The organism is Bradyrhizobium centrolobii, assembly GCF_001641635.1.
Classification (GTDB): Bacteria; Pseudomonadota; Alphaproteobacteria; order Rhizobiales; family Xanthobacteraceae; genus Bradyrhizobium; species Bradyrhizobium centrolobii.
The window spans coordinates 52679-72553 of sequence record NZ_LUUB01000034.1; the positions used below are offsets into that span (position 1 = coordinate 52679).

13 protein-coding genes and 1 tRNA gene are annotated in these 19875 nt (G+C 56.1%); 5 read left to right on the forward strand and 9 right to left on the reverse strand.

Going from position 1 to position 19875, the window contains the following annotated elements:
• Positions 1–368 precede the first annotated feature (368 nt).
• Positions 369–1808, reverse strand: a complete 1440-nt coding sequence (locus tag AYJ54_RS07105; RefSeq protein ID WP_063697796.1) for an oligosaccharide flippase family protein — start codon at positions 1806–1808, stop codon at positions 369–371.
• A gap of 314 nt (positions 1809–2122) precedes the next feature.
• Between AYJ54_RS07105 and AYJ54_RS07110 the strand changes: the two genes are divergently transcribed.
• The 3 genes from AYJ54_RS07110 (at position 2123) to AYJ54_RS07120 (ending at position 10137) form a co-directional block, all read left to right on the forward strand.
• Complete coding sequence (locus AYJ54_RS07110; protein ID WP_063697799.1) at positions 2123–8437, forward strand: non-ribosomal peptide synthetase; 6315 nt, start codon at positions 2123–2125, stop codon at positions 8435–8437.
• 123 nt (positions 8438–8560) lie between these two features.
• Positions 8561–9223: a serine aminopeptidase domain-containing protein gene (locus AYJ54_RS07115; protein WP_063697801.1), complete on the forward strand. Its 663-nt coding sequence runs from the start codon at positions 8561–8563 to the stop codon at positions 9221–9223.
• Entirely contained in the window at positions 9211–10137 is a 927-nt protein-coding gene (locus AYJ54_RS07120; protein ID WP_063697803.1) for an alpha/beta fold hydrolase, read from the forward strand. Before AYJ54_RS07115 ends, AYJ54_RS07120 begins: the two co-directional genes overlap by 13 nt.
• A 287-nt stretch (positions 10138–10424) precedes the next feature.
• Here AYJ54_RS07120 and AYJ54_RS07125 read toward each other — a convergent pair whose 3' ends face one another.
• Entirely contained in the window at positions 10425–11843 is a 1419-nt protein-coding gene (locus AYJ54_RS07125) for a glycosyltransferase family 4 protein (protein WP_063697805.1), read from the reverse strand.
• Positions 11844–13045: 1202 nt separating this feature from the next.
• Between AYJ54_RS07125 and AYJ54_RS07130 the strand changes: the two genes are divergently transcribed.
• Positions 13046–13121: transfer RNA gene (locus AYJ54_RS07130), tRNA-Thr, on the forward strand.
• Positions 13122–13441: 320 nt separating this feature from the next.
• On the opposite strand, the gene AYJ54_RS07135 is transcribed toward AYJ54_RS07130, so the two are convergent.
• The 7 genes from AYJ54_RS07135 to AYJ54_RS52085 all read right to left on the reverse strand — a co-directional run bounded on the left by AYJ54_RS07135 (position 13442) and on the right by AYJ54_RS52085 (position 17559).
• Positions 13442–13684 carry a PilZ domain-containing protein gene (locus AYJ54_RS07135; protein WP_063697807.1) on the reverse strand — a complete coding sequence of 81 codons (243 nt, stop codon included), beginning with the start codon at positions 13682–13684 and terminating at the stop codon, positions 13442–13444.
• A gap of 130 nt (positions 13685–13814) precedes the next feature.
• Entirely contained in the window at positions 13815–14036 is a 222-nt protein-coding gene (locus AYJ54_RS46870) for a hypothetical protein (RefSeq protein WP_082905528.1), read from the reverse strand.
• A gap of 1077 nt (positions 14037–15113) precedes the next feature.
• Positions 15114–15701 (reverse strand): LabA-like NYN domain-containing protein, encoded by a 588-nt coding sequence (locus AYJ54_RS07140; RefSeq protein WP_063697809.1) that lies wholly within the window; start codon positions 15699–15701, stop codon positions 15114–15116.
• 209 nt (positions 15702–15910) lie between these two features.
• On the reverse strand, positions 15911–16087 hold the full coding sequence (locus AYJ54_RS50565; protein WP_161491818.1) for a hypothetical protein: 177 nt from the start codon (positions 16085–16087) through the stop codon (positions 15911–15913).
• Between the two features lie 80 nt (positions 16088–16167).
• The gene (locus AYJ54_RS07150; protein WP_063697983.1) at positions 16168–16386 is read right to left on the reverse strand and encodes a hypothetical protein; all 219 of its coding nucleotides are present in this window, start codon (positions 16384–16386) and stop codon (positions 16168–16170) included.
• A 335-nt stretch (positions 16387–16721) separates the two neighbouring features.
• Positions 16722–16874 (reverse strand): hypothetical protein, encoded by a 153-nt coding sequence (locus tag AYJ54_RS51195; RefSeq protein WP_201724145.1) that lies wholly within the window; start codon positions 16872–16874, stop codon positions 16722–16724.
• Positions 16875–17310: 436 nt separating this feature from the next.
• Positions 17311–17559, reverse strand: coding sequence for a hypothetical protein (locus AYJ54_RS52085; RefSeq protein WP_063697814.1), 249 nt, complete (start codon positions 17557–17559; stop codon positions 17311–17313).
• Between the two features lie 1073 nt (positions 17560–18632).
• On the opposite strand from AYJ54_RS52085, the gene AYJ54_RS07165 reads away from it, so the two are divergent.
• Positions 18633–19658 carry a cupin-like domain-containing protein gene (locus AYJ54_RS07165; RefSeq protein WP_063697820.1) on the forward strand — a complete coding sequence of 342 codons (1026 nt, stop codon included), beginning with the start codon at positions 18633–18635 and terminating at the stop codon, positions 19656–19658.
• The last annotated feature ends 217 nt before the right edge of the window (positions 19659–19875 follow it).

Genomic DNA, 19875 nt, shown 5'->3' on the forward strand with positions numbered 1-19875 from the left:
CTGTGTCCCGAACCAGAGCATACCGGCAGGTCCGTCAGGAAGGGTGAGCAAGCTCCGCTTGCAATGCCTGCTCCCTTGAAAGGCGTTTGACTAAGCTGTGCTGGCCTAAAATGCGAATTGTGCAATTTTAACCGCCGCACAAATTATCATTCCCCATAGGGCAATGTTTATTTGTAATACCGTCGGCATTTAAGTCCCCCAAATCCGACCCCGATCCGCCTTGTTCTTCTAAAGTGGCGAGATTGAGACGGTTCCCCCTCTTGTTGCATCGCAACGAGTGTTGTCCTCCACAGAATCTACTTGAGGAGACGTGAGCCGGCTATGGGTTGATGCGTATTCTCTTCCGCAAAGGTTAAAGCATTCGCCGATCAACCTTCCCTTTTCAATATCCTCGCCGCAGGAATCAATTCATGACGAAGCGGATGGTGTGTGAAGCCTAGGCCAATGCTCCACCCCGCTAGCGAAAGCAACACACCGAGCAATCCTGCTTCAATCGAGAGGCTATCGGGTCCGCCTTGCGTGAGGATCAAGCAAATTGGGCCGAGGCCGCTGAAAATCGAAAGCACAACACTCTTGCGAAGTGCGTTGAAGAAATCGCTCCAGCAAAAATTCAGATACCGACGAACTACTGCCACGGCGATCAGCGCGTTTACAGGCACGATGCCAACTAGACACCACGCAATCGTCAAGAGACCATGTCCTGCAGCAAGGGTAACGGCTGCGGTATTCAGTATCGCCTGTCCCGCCACCAGAAGCGGCAACGTTCTGACGGCGCCAACAGCAACGAGAACTGGGTATTGAAGCGCCCAGGGGAAAGAGAAGGCCGCAGCAAGGCATAGGACCCTCACAAGTGGAGCGACCTCCAGCCATTGAGGGCCAAGCACAATGCTGACCAAGGGCGTCGAAAGCGCGCTCAGCAAGAGCAGGCAGGGCCAATGCACCCCGGAAATCAGTTCAAGCGCATTAAGATAGACCGCCTTCGTATCTGACCTTTCGCGCATGCTCCGGGCAAAGACTGGAAGCGCAATTGCGCCGACGCCGGCAAGTATTACTCGCTCCGGAAACACGGAAAGCAAAACCGCCCGCTGCGCGATGCCCACACTGGCGGAATCAAGCGCTCTTCCAATTACCAAATAAGGGGCATACTCGCCCACCGCGGCGACCAGCGCTGCCGCGCTATCAAAGGCTCCAAAGCCTATCACGCCGCGCCATTCGCTCAATGACGGCAGAAAGATCGAGCGATCAGAGTAAAGGAGAAAGCAAAGAATACTTCCTGCAACAGCGGACGTAACCGTTGCCCAGGCAAGCGACATGTAGCCGAAACCCAGCTTCGCCAGCCCAATACTAGTGATCCCACCTACGGTGGCCATCACTGTGTTGACGAACGCAAAGGACCCAAAGGCCATTTCGCGGCTCATGAGTGCAAAGACGGGAAAAATAAAAGGCCCGAGGAGATACCCAATAGCGGCGACCTGAATGTAATGGCCGACTTCCGGCAGCCTGTAAAAATCCGCGATCAACCCCGCAGAGAAATATAAGGAAAGCGATATTGCGATCGATACAAGACCGCTCGTCGTGATGCTCGTACGGACTTGCTTCGGAGTCAGTTCCTTTTGCTGAATCAGATAGGCACCTCCGCCGATCTCGCGAAGAGCCTCCGCAATGACAAAGGCCGAGCTGCCGAGAACGGTGACGCCAAAGGCGGCGGGCCCAATCAGCCTTGCGACAATGATCGCCACCGCAAGATTGATTAGCATGACGAGATATCGTCCGGCCGTTGCCCTTAGAAACGCCTTCCTCACGCCCATCCAGCTCCCTCCGTGGAACCCGCGAACACGGTTCCGATGGCTGCATCGTCATGCCTGAGGTGCTCTTGCGATGGCAGGCGACCGCGCGCAGCAAGAAGACCGGCGGCAAATCGACACACCCGACAGTCAGGTCTTTGCGCCCCAGATAAATCACTCCCGGTTCCCGGTCAGGCGGCCTGTTAATCCTATGATCGGGATGTCGACGTCGGCAGGAGATATTTCACTATTATGCAATCTGTGGTACTGCAATACTTTAGAAACAAACACTGAGTTTGAGGACAGTTAATTTCGAGCAATCCGGAGCAGATTTCCCCTTGGACTTCGAGAATTCTAATTTAGACAATTCAAGACTATATCCTCTAACGCAAGGTCAGATCGGAATCTGGCTGGCTCAAAAGCTTGATCAGAGCGACCCCGCATTCAACATCAGTGAATGCGTTGAAATTGGCGCAATTGACAAAGATATCTTCGAACAAGCTTTGCGACAGACCGTGAAAGAGGCGGATGCGCTATGCTTGCGCGTGATCGAGACGGATGCAGGGCCACGGCAGTACTCCGCTCACGATGACGATTGGGTACTGTCCCATCTCGACTTCAGCGCGGAGAGCGACTCTCGCGCGGTGGCCGAGTCTTGGATGCGAACCGATATGGCCCGCCCTTTCGACCTGGCCAAGGGTCCGTTGTTTCGCTTTGCGCTACTTCGAATTGGGATCGCAAGCTACCTTTGGTACGCAGTTAACCACCATATTGCGAACGATGGCGTCGGCTGGCTCCTCGTCGTTCGCCGAGTTATCGAATTATACAATGCTTTCGCGGATCGTCGGGATACGCCCTCCGAGAAGGTCGGTTCTTACAACGACCTCCTGGAAACGGAGTTGGCTTACCAAAACTCTCCGCAGCGCGTACGAGATCGCCAATACTGGCTCGACATTCTGAAGGATCGTCCGGGGCTTGCGACCCTCTCGACTCGGCGCGCCCCATCAAGCCCAAGCGTCAATCAGACCACGGGTCGGCTTCCTCGCATTACAGACCTCGAGATGCTGGGTCGCAAGTATGGTTCGAGTGCAGCCTGTGTCATCGTCGCTACAACGGCGCTTTACCTTTGCCGCATGACGGGGCAATGCGATCTCGTTTTGGGGATGCAAGTTAGCGCCCGGCTGGGCCAACGCCCGAGACGCGCCGTTGGCTTGGCGACCAACGTCGTTCCCCTGCGCTTGTCTGTCAATCTTGATGAGAGTTTCGATGCCCTGCTGCGACGGACGGCACGTGTCATGCGCGAAGCCTTTCGCCATCAGCTCTACCGGGCCGAAGAATTGCGACGTGACTTTGGACTATCCCCCGGCGCTCCCGAGATCTACAGCACCTTTGTAAACTATACTCCACTCGATCAGAGCCTGGATCTCGCGGGACAGAGAATCCGCCGTCGCCCACTTGGCAATTGGCGTGTCGACGACATTCAGTTTGTTTATTATGGCGGCGACGAACCTTCCGGTCACCGCTTCGACGTTATCGCAAATTCTGCGAAGTATTCTCAACAGGAATTGGAAGCGCACTGCGAACGATGGGCCGCGTTGCTGACACGATGTGCCGTGGAGCCGGACAAAATTTGCGGCCGCGTCGATATCGTATCGACTTCAGAACGCGCACGCATCATTCGGGAGTTTAATGGTTTCGAGCGCCCCTATTCCGGCGACCGTCTAATACACGAGCTATTCGAGGAGCAGGTCAAAGCGGCTCCGGCGGCCATTGCCTTGTCCGTCGGCGACGTTTCGTTGACCTACGCGCAATTGAACGCACTTGCTAACAGGCTGGCTCATTATCTGAGAGCACACGGTGCAGGCCCAGAAACGATAATTCCCGCCTGCTTCGAACGATCGATTGAGATGGTTGTCGCCCTGCTCGGCATTTTGAAGTGCGGAGCGGCGTATGCTCCGATAGATCCCACGCTTCCCAAAGTTCGGATCGCCTTGATGCTGAACGATCTCGCACCTTCGATCGTGCTGACCATCGAAGATCTGCATGTGCGTCTTCCCACCTCGACAGCGAGGGTTGTCCTACTCGATGTTCACGCCGACGACATCGCTCAGTATCCCGAGGAAGATCTTGCGTCGCGAGAGATTGGACTCACGCAACGCTCGTTAGCATATGTGATCTACACGTCCGGCTCCACGGGGGTTCCGAAAGGGGCCATGAACGAGCATCGAGGCGTCGTCAATCGGCTCAAATGGATGCAAGACGAGTATCGTCTCACTCGCGATGACTGCGTGCTGCAGAAGACGCCTTTTGGATTTGACGTGTCAGTGTGGGAGTTCTTTTGGCCTCTGATTGCAGGTGCAAGGCTTGTCATGGCCAAGCCCCTCGGCCATATGGATGTGGACTATCTGAAGCGCGTAATCTGCGACACGGCCATCACCACGATCCATTTTGTTCCATCGATGCTGGCCGCATTTCTGGACGGCGCCGACGTCAAGGGATGCAGGTCGTTGCGACGCATCATTTGCAGCGGTGAGGAGCTCTCGGCCGGCTTGGCTCAACGATGCCTCGCGGAATTTCCCCGGGCAAGGCTTTACAATCTGTACGGTCCCACCGAGACGGCGATCGATGTTACCCACTGGGAATGCCGTCATTCAGATCTATCAGAGACCCTGCCAATTGGGCATCCGATCGCGAACCTTCGGCTCTACATTCTCGATCGATTTATGCAGCCGGTACCTATCGGGGCCGTTGGCGAGATCTACATTGGAGGCGTCGGTGTTGGTCGAGGGTATTTTCGAAATGCGGCACTGACCACCGAGAGATTTGTGCCTGATCCATTCGATCAGGCCCCTGCCCTACTTTACAAGACCGGAGACCTGGGTCGATGGCGCTTCGATGGAGCAATCGAGTTTCTCGGCCGCAACGACTTCCAGGTAAAAATTCGCGGCGTTCGTATCGAACTCCCAGAAATCGAACTGAACCTTACGCGGATTCCGGGAATCGGACAGGCAGCGGTTGTGGTATGCGATGATCCGGCCTCGCAGCCGCAGTTGGTCGCCTACTATACAGAGGCTGATCCGGGGCAAAGCTTGCCCGTCCAAACGATCCGAGAGGCCTTGTCGCGTGCTCTGCCGCAACAAATGCATCCGGCGGCATTCGTGCGGTTGGCCGCCATGCCGCTCAGCAGAAACGGTAAGCTCGACCGAAAGTCGCTTGCAATCAGGGGATGGCCGGAAGGCACGCGTTCTTCCGACACAAACGCACCGCCTCAAGGTGCCACCGAAGAAGCTCTACATGCCATTTGGCGTGAAGTTCTCCAAACAGATCAGTTCGGCAGACTGGATGACTTCTTCAATCTGGGCGGACATTCGCTGCTGGCCACGCAGGTCGCATCGCGAGTAGCTCACGTTTTCGGCATCGAACTGCCGTTGCAGACTTTCTTTGAGGCACGAACCCTCGCCGCTCTGGGGCGACAGCTCGACGAGGCACTTCAAGAGGACGATAGGTCCATAACCACGTCGCAGATCGAGCCTGCGGTGGATGACACCATGACGTTGTCCTACTCGCAGCAGCGGATGTGGGTCATCCAGTCGCTGGATCCGAGCAACACCGCATACAATCTGAGTGGCGCCATCCATCTGCTCGGTCGACTCGACTCGGGCGCCTTCGCCGGAGCGCTGGACGAACTGCGTCGACGTCATGAAAATCTTCGGAGTATCTTCTTTGAAGAGGACGGCGAAGTGCGCCAACAGATTCAGCCTTGGCAGCCTCAGAAACTTGCCGTCACCGATCTTCGATCCTTCGGAAGCCGGGCCTTGTTTGAGGCGAGGCAGAGAGCTCAGGCTGACGCGAGATCCCCGATCGACCTAGCCCGCGGACCGGTTCTGCGTGTGGCACTCTTTCGAGTTGCAGATGACGAGTACCTGTTGCAGCTGACTCTTCATCACATTTCGGGTGACCAATGGTCCATGGGGATTATCGGTCGCGAATTGGCCGCGGCCTATAATGCTCTACGCTCGGGGCGACCAATCGATCTGCAGCCGATCAAGCTCCGGTACCGGGACTATGCCTTTTGGCAGCGCCGGCACCAAAATGAAGGCCATATGCATGGCCAGCTTCTGCACTGGTTGGAAAAACTGAAGGGACTTCCTGCGCTCGAACTACCTGTGGATTTCGCCCGGCCTAAAGTGCGTGGACTGAACGGTTCAAGTTACGCGTGCCCGATTGAGCCATCACTTCTTTCAAGGCTCGAGCACTTGAGCAGATGCGAGGGCAGCACCCTATTCATGACCATGCTTGCAGCATTTGCGATCCAGTTATTCCGTTTGACGGGACAGACTGATTTTGCGATCGGCGTACCTATTGCCAATCGCACGCAAACCGACATGGAAAACATGGTCGGTACTTTCGTCAACACTCTGGCGTTGCGCGTCAACCTTGCGAATGCCCCGAGCTTTCGTGATTTTCTGAAGAGTGTCCGTGCATCCGCCCTCGATGCCTATGCGCACCAGGACGCTCCTTTCGACCGACTTGTGCAGGACATCCAACAAACGAGAGACAATAGCAGAGCGCCGCTTGTACAGGTCATGTTCAACATGTTGAACGCGCCGTTCTACGGCGTTGCCTTCGACCAGTTGAAGTGGGAGCCTGTTCAAATAGAGAGAGGAGGCGCTCAGTTTGAGTTGAGCGTGTCGGTCGACACGCAGGTATCGCAATCGCTGACCTTCGAATATAACACGGATCTGTTCGAACCGGCGACAATCAGCCGTTTCGCCGCGCAGTATCTTCAGATACTCAGAAGCGTTGCCGAGAACCCAGGGGTCAAAGTCACTTCAGTCCCGATGTTGCCGGAGAGCGAGCGACGCCTGCTCCTGCGCAACAGGAACGCTTCACAGATGCCGCCTCAAGACCGACCGCACTTCCTGACCATGTTTGGACAACAGGTCGTCCGGCAGCCAAACGCGAAAGCCATCTCTTTCGAGGGGCAGACGATCAGCTATGCAACGCTCGATGAACGTGCCAGCACTGTAGCGCGATCTCTTCGCAAGCTGGGCGTTGGGCCAGGAGCCGGCGTTGCGCTCTGCATGACACGATCGATCGAACTCGTCGTAGTGCTGCTCGGAATACAGAAGGCCGGCGCCTATTACATCCCTCTGGACGCGTCCCTCCCCGCCCAGCGTCTCGTATACATGTTGGACGATAGCGGCGCTGGCACGATTGTGGTCGATGCATATTCAAGGGAACGCGTGACCACTGCTATCAGCGCTTGCATCGTCGGATACGATGATCTGATGGCGAACGGCAAAGAGCCTGGCACCGAACCTGATCACGTCCCATCCCTGGCAGATGCTGCCTATGTAATCTACACGTCCGGTTCCACGGGGCAGCCGAAAGGTGTCGCCGTCGGACATCGCGCCCTATCAAACTTTCTGGTCTCGATGTCGCGCGTTCCTGGCTTGACCCGGCAAGACGTCCTGGTTGCCGTGACGACTATTTCATTCGATATTGCGGGCCTTGAGCTCTACTTGCCATTGAGCGTTGGTGCTCGGATCGAGCTGGCGTCCGCGGAAACAGCTTCCAACGGAGCCGCGCTCTCACGCACAATCGCCGAAAGCGGAGCCACAGTGCTGCAGGCAACGCCCGCAACTTGGCGTATGTTGATAGAGAGCGGTTGGGAAGGAAGCAGCAAGTTGCGGGCCCTTTGCGGAGGGGAAGCGCTCTCTCGCGATCTCGCCAACGCGCTGCTTTCCCGTGTGGGCGAGCTCTGGAATCTCTATGGTCCGACCGAGACCACAATCTGGTCGACCGTGGCGAAGATCCAGCCCGGCGATGTACCTATTTCGATTGGGCACCCAATCGAGAATACACGTGTCTACATTGTTGATCGCGAGGGCCAACTGACACCGATCGGCATTCCGGGCGAGATCCTAATTGGGGGCGACGGCCTAGCGAACGGCTACCACCATCGGCCGGAAATGACAGCCGAGCGATTCGTGACCGATCGCTTTGCAGATCGATCCGATGAAAGGGTCTACAGAACGGGTGATCTTGGAAAATGGAGCTCCGACGGCCAACTTTATCACCTTGGCCGTATTGATAGCCAGATCAAGGTTCGTGGCTTTCGGATCGAAATCGGCGAGATCGAATTCATGTTGCGACAGCACCCTGCCGTGGCGGAGGCGGTTGTTGTCGCCCGAGAGCTGAGTGCGGCGGATAGCCGCCTGATTGCTTATGTCGTCTACGAACACGAAGAGGCAACTGTCAGCGAATTGCGAAATCACCTCCGAAATCACCTTCCTGACTACATGGTCCCGGCCCTTATTGTGGCGATCGATAGTATTCCCATGACGCCGAACAAGAAGATCGATCGTAAGGCTCTGCCAGACCCATTCACCGCACAGGCGCGCGTAGCCTCGGAGCATGTCGCGCCCGCTTCAGCGACGGAGAAGCTGGTTGCCGAGATCTGGCGCGATTTACTCCAGGTAAGAACCATCGGCGCTGACGACAATTTTTTCGAACTGGGCGGTCACTCGCTTCTGGCGGTGAGAATGGCAGGCCTCATCAAGCAGCGCACAGGACGAGCGCTGGATCCGCGAGCCCTATACTTCAAGACTCTGCGACAGATCGCCGAGGTCGTCGGCCGTGAAAGCTGAGTAATAGTTCTGACCATGTTGCCGTTTTTCTTCGGATCAAAGCAGCGGCGCCTCTACGGGTCTTACGAGCCGGGAGCACACTGCGCAGCTGCAGGCGCGGCTTTGCTCTGCGGTTCGTGGGGAATGGAATATACCAACGCGCACCGAGCGATGCGGATTCTCTCGAAGCGGCTCTGCGCCATTGGATTTGACACGCTGCGGTTTGACTATTTTGGCGCAGGCGATTCCGGCGGAGAGACGGTCGACGCGGAACTCGACGGCTGGAAGGACGACATTTCGACTGCGTTGAGGGAACTGAAGGAAATGAGTGGGAGGTCACGTGTCGTCATCGTCGGCATGCGACTTGGCGCCACTCTCGTGGCCGAATTGGCGCCCCGGCTATCCGTCGAGCCTGACAGCATTGTCCTATGGGATCCGATCCTATGCGGATCGGATTACGTCAAAACACTGCTGGATCGGCAAGCACACCATAGCGAAAGGTCCATCGATTCTGCCGCGTCTGGTCCGTCAGATGCTGCGGTTGCTTTAGAGCTAGGAGGCCTCCTCGTTTCATCGTCTTTCTTTGACGGCCTAAAGTCCATTGATTTGCGTTCGCGCAAAGTGAGGCTACCTCCGAAAGTGTTGACGATCCTCACCGACAATCAGCACCGCAGTGGCGAGATGGTCGGCCTTGACCGTAGCGAAATCGCAATCCTAAAGGCGCCCTCACCGTGGAAAGATTCTGCCGAACAGGAAGAGGGATTGCCTGTCGAAGTATTTGAACGGATCCTCAAGTGGCTGGGATAGGACACAAATTCGTCGAACGCGTGGCCCACTTCGGCCCCGAGAAAGCGCTGGTGGGAATCGTTGCAGAACCTGCAGAACAGCCCAACGAGAACAAACTGGCTGTCGTCATACTGAACACAGGGACAATTCATCGCGTCGGCCATCATCGAATGTATGTTTCGATGTCCCGGAAGCTCGCGCGGACCGGCTGTACGGTGCTGCGGTTCGACTTTTCGGGTCTTGGCGACAGTTCACCCCATTTATCGGATCAGCCACTCCTCCAATCCAATTTGGCGGATATTGGAACTGCTCTCGAGTGGCTGCAGACAACGCGTGGGGTTTCCCGAGTCATTTTGGTCGGCTTGTGCTCCGGTGCCGATCACGCAATCCTGTACGGATTCTCGGACCCGCGCATTGTCGGCTTGGTATTGATTGATCCCTATATTCCGCCAACCGCCCGCTATTTCCTCGATTATCTTTCCCGCCGTTTGCGCGACGTCAGGAGCTGGAGAAATTTTCGTCTGCACAAGAGTAAGCTCGTGCGGCGCCTCTACGAACATTTGTCGCAGGTCCTGCACAGGGAAGGTGGGCCACAACACCTTGTATATCAGGGAGTGGATGCGCGGGACTCGCTCGAGAAAGCCTATGAGGCCAGTGCGCAGGCGGGGGTAAAGTTGCTCGTCATTTGCACGGGCCGACATCACGCGCCTCGCCAGACCTACCGCGAACAATTCATCAGCGCCTTTTCCAAGGTTTCATTTGGCGCATCCCTGCACTTGGAGTTTTTTCAGGACGCTGATCACACATTCAGTTCCGTAAAGTCTAGAAGCGAACTCGACGAGTTGGTGACAAGTTGGTGCAAGACCACGACATTCGAACGCTCAACATTACAGTTGCCGCCCACAACCGATATCGCAGCTCTTTGGACCGCATAAGCCGAAGGAATTCAAAGCTTCTACCGGTCAGCGACAGAGCCGCTGTCTAACCGATCACGCGGGAACTCAAAATGGCGTGGCCGCGTAGCCTAATCCCGACGCCGCCTGCGGAACTACGCACCCGATGATCGGCGCGGGTCGCCAAGTCGTGAAGCAGCGACCTGAGAGCCCTGAATAACCGTCACCGAAGCGCGGTCCGGTCACAAGATGCGTTGAGCGCGTTCCTTGCGTTCCAAGGCGGCTCCTCTGCCTCAAGCAAGAGCTGGAGCCGGCGAAGGACGTTTCTTTTAGGCAAGCTTTCGCGGCGGCCGAATTCTTATCTGATGCGACGTTGGGTGGTTCGTGCTATCCGACATCGCGTCGCGATATAAATCCGTATAGCAGTCGGCCACGACGGTGGCCGTAAAACGTGAGCGTATTCGAGCCAAGGCGCATTCACGGGCTTTGGCAAGAAAGCCAGGGTCCGCAACGAAGCGTTCGATTGCTCGCACCAGGCTCGCCTCATCTTTCGGTTCTATTATGATGCCCGTCACTCCGTCCTCGATGATGTCCGGGATACCGGACCATCGCGTGCCAATCGCAGGTAAGCCAAGCGCCATACCTTCGAGGAGACAAAGGGGATACATTTCCCCGGGCTCGTAGGTCGGCAGCACTATCACTTGAGCACTGCGTATCAGCGCCGGCACCTCACGGTGATCGACCTTGCCTTTACATTCAACGATCTGCCGCAGACCCCGGCGGTCGATCTCCTCTTCGATCTGTCCGCGTGTCGGTCCATCACCGATGAACACGGCACGGAGTTTGGGATAACGCGGCGAAAGCTCGGACAGTGCCCCCAAGAGTTCGACATGCCCTTTGCCCACGACCATACGGGCGACTAGCACGAGTGTGAACTCGCTCGCGGCCGGAGGCATCGAAGCGTCGCCGAATAGCTGTTCGTCGACGCAGAACGGAATGACCCTGGACTGATCGGCGGACACACCCTCGGAGATCAGCTCAGCAAGGGCAGCTTCGTAAGGCATTACAATTGTCGACGCGATTTTCTTCTCTATCCAGAAAGTGACCTCGGCAAGCAGATCGCGCTGCGGCGCGAACCAACTCAACGTGCCGTGATGAGTGACGATAACGGGAATACCTGCTAGTGCCGCTGCGATAAAGCCGTCGAAGCAGGAAAGTCCAACGGCCTGGATATGCAGTATGTCATTCTCCTTAAGCAGCTCGTAGAGTAATCGGATTCGTTGTGCGCGCAGTACCGCAGTTCCGAGCTTCCGCGGTAGATGGCTTGCCAAGGCTTTTCGGTTAGGAAGATCATGCACCGATATGCCGCGCTCGCCGGCAATTTTCCGAACATCCTGCCGATTGCTGAGCTCCATCACAACGGCTGGAATAAGCCCGTGGCGCTTCTGAGCGGCGGTGAGTTGCAAAATGAACGTCTCGACGCCCGTCATGCCAAAATTTGTGCCCATGTAGTGCAGAACGCGCAGTGCTTGGCGACGCTCCAGCTGGGCGGTGCACTTCAGCTGCAATGCGGGTAGTCCAACCGAGGCAAGCGATTGGCAGCGCGAAGCGGCGTCGGCGATTGCAAGAAATGGCGGGTTTGCGGCATCGATCTCGAGGAATGCAAAGAGACTCGTCAAATCCGCAAAAAACGACCCAAATGCTATCAGAATCGGAAGGATGCAGGCCGCAAATACAGCCGATCGCATGACTTTCAAATGAACAACACCTTCGAGCTGGAAATAATTTAGATTTAAATCCTAAACCATCGACCGCACAGGTCGCTGCGACGTTATGGCGCAAATGACGGATCACAACGTCGCACGCGGGCGGATCCTTACCGGAGAGCTCAAGCTCTAGCGGCCGTCAAAACCTGCCACCGACCTGATCGATCACACCGTAGCGTACCGCGCGCACGAATGGACCACCGGCGTGATTTGGGGTTAGCGCTCAAATTCCCTTTGATGCTCATACTTTGAAGTTCATAGTAAAAAGGCCAGCAAGTGACCCGGCCTTCCAACGAAGCAGCTGTCAGACGACTTTTAAGCGGCGCCGCCAAGCGAGGCGCGCCCGCCCCTGCCCGAGCTGCACACGCCATTCGCAAGCGATGCTGATCCAAATCGCGAGTCCGCGAGCCGGACCGAAAGCCAACGGGTTTGGCTTTTCGTCTTCCTCCCGATCTTCATGCTGCTTTATGCGATATGCGAGAAGATGCATGTGAGATAGGAGGCGCCTGCTGCTTCGTTCATGGAGCGTGATGGCGGCCCGGAGTGCCTACCAATCCTCCCGGCACGCCGCCTGCGCGGTATCCTGCGAACCGGCACTTTCGACCGCCCCGGTGCCGGTGCTCTGCCAAGGGCAGATGAAGTGCGCCGCCTAGATACCCATTGTTGAGCCGGCGTTAGTTTGAGGGCACGACTTCAATGAAAGTAAAGCGCGACGATTACGATCGAGACCAAGATACCAACGATTAGATAGCTGGGTTCAAATCCTCTATTTCGTCTCGCTCCATTCTGTCGTTTTGGTAAGGCCTTGGCGGCCTTGTTGTCCCATCTGTTTTCCACTGATAGCACTTTCCCAAATGGTGGCCCGGGGGCGCGCGCAGTTCGACATCCAAAGGCATTCGCAACAGGCGTAGTGTCAAGCGCGTTCACGACTTAATTTTTTCGCCTAGAGTGAACCTTACCGGCAAGAAGACCGACTTCTTCAATGAAGTGCAGTTCGCGCGTGGCAATAAGAGAAGTGGCAATTAGCGCACCGGACATCCTCAAAGATGACGGCGCACAATATGACGATCCTCGATTGACCTCCAGCTGGAACACGTTAAATTGGTTATGTGTTTGGATTAACCGTCTTTCCGCGTACCGGTAGCCGCAACCCATTAGGTGACGCTAATCTCTTTTCATTAATCGCCGGTTTAGCTCAGGGTTAGAGCGCCGCCATCGTATGGCGGAGGTCGGGAGTTCAAGTCTCTTCAACCGGCACCAATGTTGATCCTGATGCTCTTTTCAAATCGGCGCGGCTGGATCGGCAACCGACCAGGTTGCCGGACGTTGCGTCGGTGTCCTTCACTTCAGTTTCATATTCGTCCAATCTCCCCGGGAGTTTGAGGAAATCGCTCAACGGATGCGGTCGCAATACGATTTGACCGTGTGACCGGCTCCCAATGGACCCACCATTCACCCCAGGACCACTCGCTCACTCTGACCAGAGTCCACGAAGCGAAGGCTTCCTGCTCTCCAGCAGTGCGGGGTTTGCGGAGGCGAATGCTGGATGACGGAAAGAAGAAGGTTCGATCGCGCGACACCTACTCCAAAAATTCAACGCCGATGCGGTTGTCGGTGGACCAGATCAGACGGCACGTTCTGACGATCCGATCCTTCTCCAGCATCAATTTGAAATGGGACTTCATATAGCGCTTCTCTGGCAACTCGATCGCAGCTCCAAAGACAGAGATGTTGAGCACGCGACAACGTAGGCTGGATCCATCCCCTGAAATGTAGCCGATCTCATCGACATCGGTTCGCTGCTGTCTTCGGCGCTCGTGCATTTGTCACTTCTTCCGCATGCCACCCAGAAAACGAGCGCCGATCTGACCCAAGCCAACTCGTGCAGGCGATAGGGAGCCCGTCGCTTTTCGGTCTTCACAATTCTTGTCGCCTGTATGAAGCCCGATCCTGTCAACCTGCCGTGCGCGACTGCTTCCGTAACAGTTCGAATTGTCGAGCAATCTGTGTCGCGAGCCTGGAGCGGGATTCCTTCAGAGCGGTTTGCTGCTCGAACACGTCGTGGCCATCATGCTCAAGCACTTCTATCAAGGCCAGCCGATCCTCTATATGTCGCTGGCGCTGTGCTATTTCGCCTCTTAACTCAGACAGCTCCTGATCAATAGCCGACGTCATTGCAATGCTCCCGTCCGGCACCGTTGCCGTTAAAGAGCGAAAGCATGCCCCGAAATGCCTGCACAAATCTTACCTGTTTAAACCCGACAATAAATCTGATGCCAAAATTAAATGTTACGCTATCGCCGATGAGGTAAATTATTACCGGCTATTAAAGCTATCCAGGAGCGCCTCCTCTATTGTGTGTTTAAGGAAAGGAATGCCGATTGGCGCTATTCTAATTCGATGCCATAGGGCTGGGTTCAGATCTTAATGGTCTCACCGCGGCGGAAAGGTGCCTGCCACCCGATCGGAGACCTCCTCCGCGGCGCGAGGCAGGGCTCTACGTAAGTTGCCGGCCTCGACAGGCACGGGCCCCACCCGCTCGGAGAAGCTCACCAGCGGGCTCGGTAAGCGGCTTGGCGATGCTCCATATTGGGTGCCCTCCGTGAAAGGGAGCCTGTACGGACGGCCCAAAATTGGGTGGCGGACGGCGGCACATTTGCGTACCTCTGCCGCGTTCCCTCTGCACTCTACCCCTTTGGCATCCCGCCGACGCCAATCCGGCGGCACACTGACCGGGGATGGTGCGGATATTCTCGATTCAGATTTCGACGACCTCGTACGCGTGGGCTCGGAATTCCGGGAAAATCTGCTTCATTGGATCTTGACCCCTGCCCACCAACTGGCTCGCTCTTGAGGCCGATCGGGACAGGAGGCTGAATTTCCCGGTCTACGGCCGCCGTAATAGCTATGGACAGGCCGAGAGTGAAATGAGGACGCAAACAGCGTCGGCCGCCAGCCCGGCGTGCCAGCCACCAGAGTTCCGATACCGGGACGGGACCGTGCTCGCCGGATCACAACTGCGGGACGAATAGCAATGAACTATCGGTCTCGTGGGAATTCACTCATCCGGCCACGGCGTGAAGGTCGCGCCAGACTTGCGACTGGTTCGGCCGCGTTGCTTATGAAAACGCTGCACGCGCCCGTAGATTGCTTGCCGACTTCGACCTGGCGGTTGGCCTATTTCGCCAGCTGAAGCTCCTTCGCGAAGAAGTATGAACAGAACTTGCGCTTCGTCCAAGGACCATGGCCAAATCATTCCTTCGAACCGGTAGGCGACGGTCGTCGCAGCAGCCCCCGCGCAACCATGCGTTCAGACGGATCGCGACTGAGCTTGGATCGCAGTTCGACGAGGTCGGTAAAGACGTCAGCCTGCCGGCGCAATTCATCGGCGATCATCGATGGCTCGCTTGCAACTGTCGAAACAACAGTGACCCGCACGCCGCGACGCTGCACGGCTTCGACGAGGGACCGGAAGTCACCATCACCGGAGAACAGCACCATCTGATCGATGTGCTCGGCGATCTCCATGGCACCTACCGCAAGCTCTACGCCCATGTTGCCCTTAACCTTGCGGCGGCCTGTGGCGTCGATGAACTCTTTCGTTGTTTTGGTGACGACCGTATAACCGTTATATTCGAGCCAATCGATCAGGGGACGCATCGACGAGTATTCGTGATCCTCAATGAGGGCGGTATAATAAAAGGCGCGCAGAAGCTTTCCTCGATTCTGAAATTCCTTCAGCAGGCACATGTAATCGATATCAAAGTTCAGCGTCTTCGCAGTGGCGTAAAGATTGGGCCCGTCAATAAAAACCGCGATCTTGTCTGACGGACACGGCATCCTCGTAACCTCTTGCGAGCTTCCCGCTCCGATTTACGCAATAAACTTCGCTACGTGGGCTTCGCGAGCGCGCTCTGCCGAACGCCAATCGATACCGCGAAGCCCTTTAGCGCTCAAACGAATCTTCGATCCAAGACCATAATGCGTTGACCGCCGGCGCCTACGCGCACCTCGTTGAGCCCTCGCGAAGAAGTGGGCGAATTCCGTACCTACTTGTTGTCGCGCCACAGCTTTTCTATCTCGCGCAAATGGAGCTCGATTTCTGCCTGACTTCTATCGAGGGAGTTCTCGGCTCGTGCCCCCGGAGGCTCCGGAATTAAGAAGATTGCGCCAGCGCAGACAAGAGCCATTCCTCCGACAAGAAGGGCAACGCCAATCTCGTGCATGAAAAACGTCCTAGTGAAATCGGCCCAAAACAGCTGCACAGATTGAACAGGCTCGCGCACTCCTGGGCGCGGCACGGCTATCATAGGGCTAGGTGGTACGGATGCTGTTTCGCTAGATTGACGTCGACGTAGCCATCCGAGCCAATCCACTCGTGCGGGCAGTAAGCGAGCGATGCGAGATCGATCTCAAGGCCGTCTCTGGCGATCGCATCGCGCCTTCCCATGCGGTCGATCCACTCTCGCTGTCCAGTGTCCACGTTCAGACGCACGGCGTCATACACGGCGGTATCGTTCGTCACAGCAATCACCAAACTACTCAAACTAAATGCGCAATAGGAGAAGACTACGCCGCATGCACGATAAATCAAGCGGGCATCGCTTCTGCAGTTGCTCACTGCCAAAGCATGCACGGGATGAGAACGGAGCAGGCAAGAAAGTGCGTGAGCCCTCACGTCTCTCATACAGAGCCATGGACTTCAGCAACAATAGCCACGATCTCGTCAGTCCGGTTCAAGCCATGTAATCGGTTTGGCTGCTTCTCGCGCTCGATCAATCGCCTCTTGTGCTTTGAAGTCCGGGCATCCTGCACTGCGCGGACATGGGGCCCGCGTTGCAGCAGATTTGTGAGCACCACCTATGACGAGATCTTGGGCTCGTTCTTGGTTTCCTCCTTCCGTACCTGATCCTCGAGGTAGCGGAGGATCATGCGACGCGCGTCTTTGTCTCTGACTTTCTGAAAGGCCTTGATCAGGCGCAGCATCTCCAGATCTTCAACACTGTTTGACACGGGACGCCTCGTTGAAAAAAAACGGCGCAAGTATAAATAGATAAAATTATGCAACGTTTCCCATTAAATGGAAACTCGGAGCCGATCGCAAGGTTAAGGCGTCGCCGGCCGGCCACTACCATTCGGGCCGAGTGCTCGAATTGCCCCTATGCCAAAGCCCGGCCGCTTCTGCCCGGGGGCCGAGGGTTTTGTTCATAACTTCAGGACTGCTCCGGCCGAAACGGCAGGGTCAGAAGTCGGCCAGATCGCAACGCCACTTTGCGATCTCATTCAACGTCCTGAAACCCGATCGGGTTACCAGGCGCCGCCAACGCGATCAATTACCAGACGCACGCCTGTATTGGGACACCGCTTTGACTCGGGGGCAGCTTTCCGAAACGCGGGAGCGGTTAATCACGTAGACGTCTCCTCGACGCTTGTCTCGACAAGCGAACCATCACACTGCGCGCGGGGTCCATCTCGCGCGTTCCTCTAATGTGTTGATGGTCGAGACAAGCTTGTCGCGACGCGCGCGCAAGTTTAGCGCAAGGGTTGGATACGTCGGCTGCCGCACGTCGAACACGCCCGCCCTGGCCTCCTCCTCGAGTATGTCGGAGTTCATAAGTTGAACGCGCCACCATAGATCCGCAATCAACGCTTGCAACTGGAGATCACTGCTCGTGCCAGCATGGCACATTTCTTCCATTGTTCGTCTCAACCTGAAACGCTCCTCTATTGGGGCTTCTATTTGATCGCGATACAGCAAAGGGAATGCCAGGCAGATTGACCGTTGCGCCGGTCCACCGATCGAGGCTTGACGCGCTCCTCCGCGGCGGCGCAGCCGTCGGTGATCGCTGATCCGCGCCTGGCGCCGGTTAGATCGCTTATGAAACGATGCAACTGTCTGGCGACACGCGTAACGCTCGGATCGCCTTCGCGGACGCCTTATTTTGACCAGCCCGTCGTTCGCGATGTTCCTGGTTGCCGGGTCGCTCGCTCAGGCAAACTGGGCAGCCGGCTTGCGCCGCTCCCGGAAATGCGGCTTTGAACTTCGCATTGCCCGGTCGGTCACAGCGCCAAGCCAGGGCCGAACAATCCGGCCGGTTAGTTGCAATCGGATGATGCGGCTCGATCGAAATTGCGCGCTTTAGCCAACGCCCTACTCTTTTCGGTCCTCGGTCGACGCATCCGATTCCCGGGGCTGGCCCTCGCTCTCACCCTCAGAATCGTGACGGCGTCGCAAGGAAAGCCGGAGTTCGAGATCGGCGACCACCTTTCGCAAGCGCTTCAACTCAAGATATAGACGCCCCAGGTCTCCAGACATGAAACTTCAGCTGCTCAAATCGCGTTTCAGTATCTCCAAGGCGCACATCGCACCTGGAAGTTTAGGCATATTGGCTTGTTGAAATTTATACAGGAGAGGCGCGCACGCTATTAAGCTCGACGAATAATATCGACATGTTGCGGAATTTCATACTCTCCCTCACTGACGCCTCATCGTTAACGCAGGCAAGCAGATGCTTGTCGGTCCAGTTCGATTGGACTTTGGGAAATCTCAGAAACTTCAGTCCACGCTCTCCTGCCGGACAGCGCACGAGCCCAACGAAACAGACCAACTCTGTAAGCAGTTCGGAGCTCGCCATGCACCGCTCCAGAAATATCTAGAAACAAATTAACTAGTTCATCAAGCCAAGCTATCTGATACAATATATTTAATCAATCATTTTTACTGACTGCCATTTTAATTGGACTGCAGCAAGCACCGGCGGAGTTTTTTTCATGCCCGCCGGGTCGATATTGATCAACTCAGTCGAGGTCTTGCCAATGGTAGCCTCAGAATCCTGTTCTCGCGATGCCGGTGTGCGCGAGCACACTTTGCAAGCAAACACATTGGAATTTCAGCGGCATTTTGGCGCTGCAGCCTTCTCGCTCAGGCATAGTCTTGCGGAGAATCCACTCTTCTCGCTCGAAGCAATGGAGGACGCTGCGGCCTCCTGGACAAAGCTCGGTAATACGGACCGCTTCGTCGTATCGGGCGGCCAGACCAGAACGGATGCAAAGTTCTCGGAAATGGTCGACAAAGATCGAATTTGCAGCGCTATTCGCGCCCTGCCCCATTCTTGTAGTTACGTCAAGATCAGCAACATCAATGCTCTCGACGCGAATTATGAAAGGGTCATGCAACAAGCGTTGCTGGACGTCGAGAGACTCCTTGGTCAGCCAATTGTCCCGCGCATCACGTGGGCCCAGATGACGGTTTTTCTCTCATCCCCCAATATTGTGACACCCTACCATATCGATCATGAAGCGAACTTCCTCTGTCAGATCGCGGGAGAGAAAGACGTCTGGCTTTTCGACCCGAACGATCGGGAGCTGCTTCCAGATCCTGAAATCGAGCGATTCTACCTTGGCGATCTGAACGGAGCGCAATACCGGGAACATTTACAAGGTCGCGGAAAGCATTTCCGCCTAGTCCCAGGGATAGCCGTACACCATCCTCCGTTGGCTCCGCACTGGGTAAAGAATGGACCTAATGTTTCGATCAGCGCCAGCATAAACTTTTGCATGCGAGAGCTGGACAGGCGGGCTCACATCTATCAGGTCAACGCGCTCTTAAGGAGGATGGGACTGCATCCCTCGCCCCCCGGTCGATCGGTCACGGGCGATACGGTCAAAGCTGGCGGCATGAAACTCCTCGGCTCTTCCCGTCCGAAGAACTATCGAGACGCGGTCTTCTCCGGCCTTGACAGGTTACGTGCGCCCTACAAGCTAACAAGAAAACTCCTGCAGCGATCCGCTCGGTGATCGCGCAGCGGACTGCCCGAACCGCGGCCTATGCAGCCATTCCTTTAGGCCATTAGCCACTGCGTGAGGCGCACCACGCCCCATACGAGGGCGATCATCCATCCAACCATGGAGATCGAGCACAGCACGATCCAAGCAATCTTCACGGTGAATGCGAGTTTACGGCGCCCGTATTCCTGTGCAACTTGGGACATACTACTCGTTACGCTGTTTATCC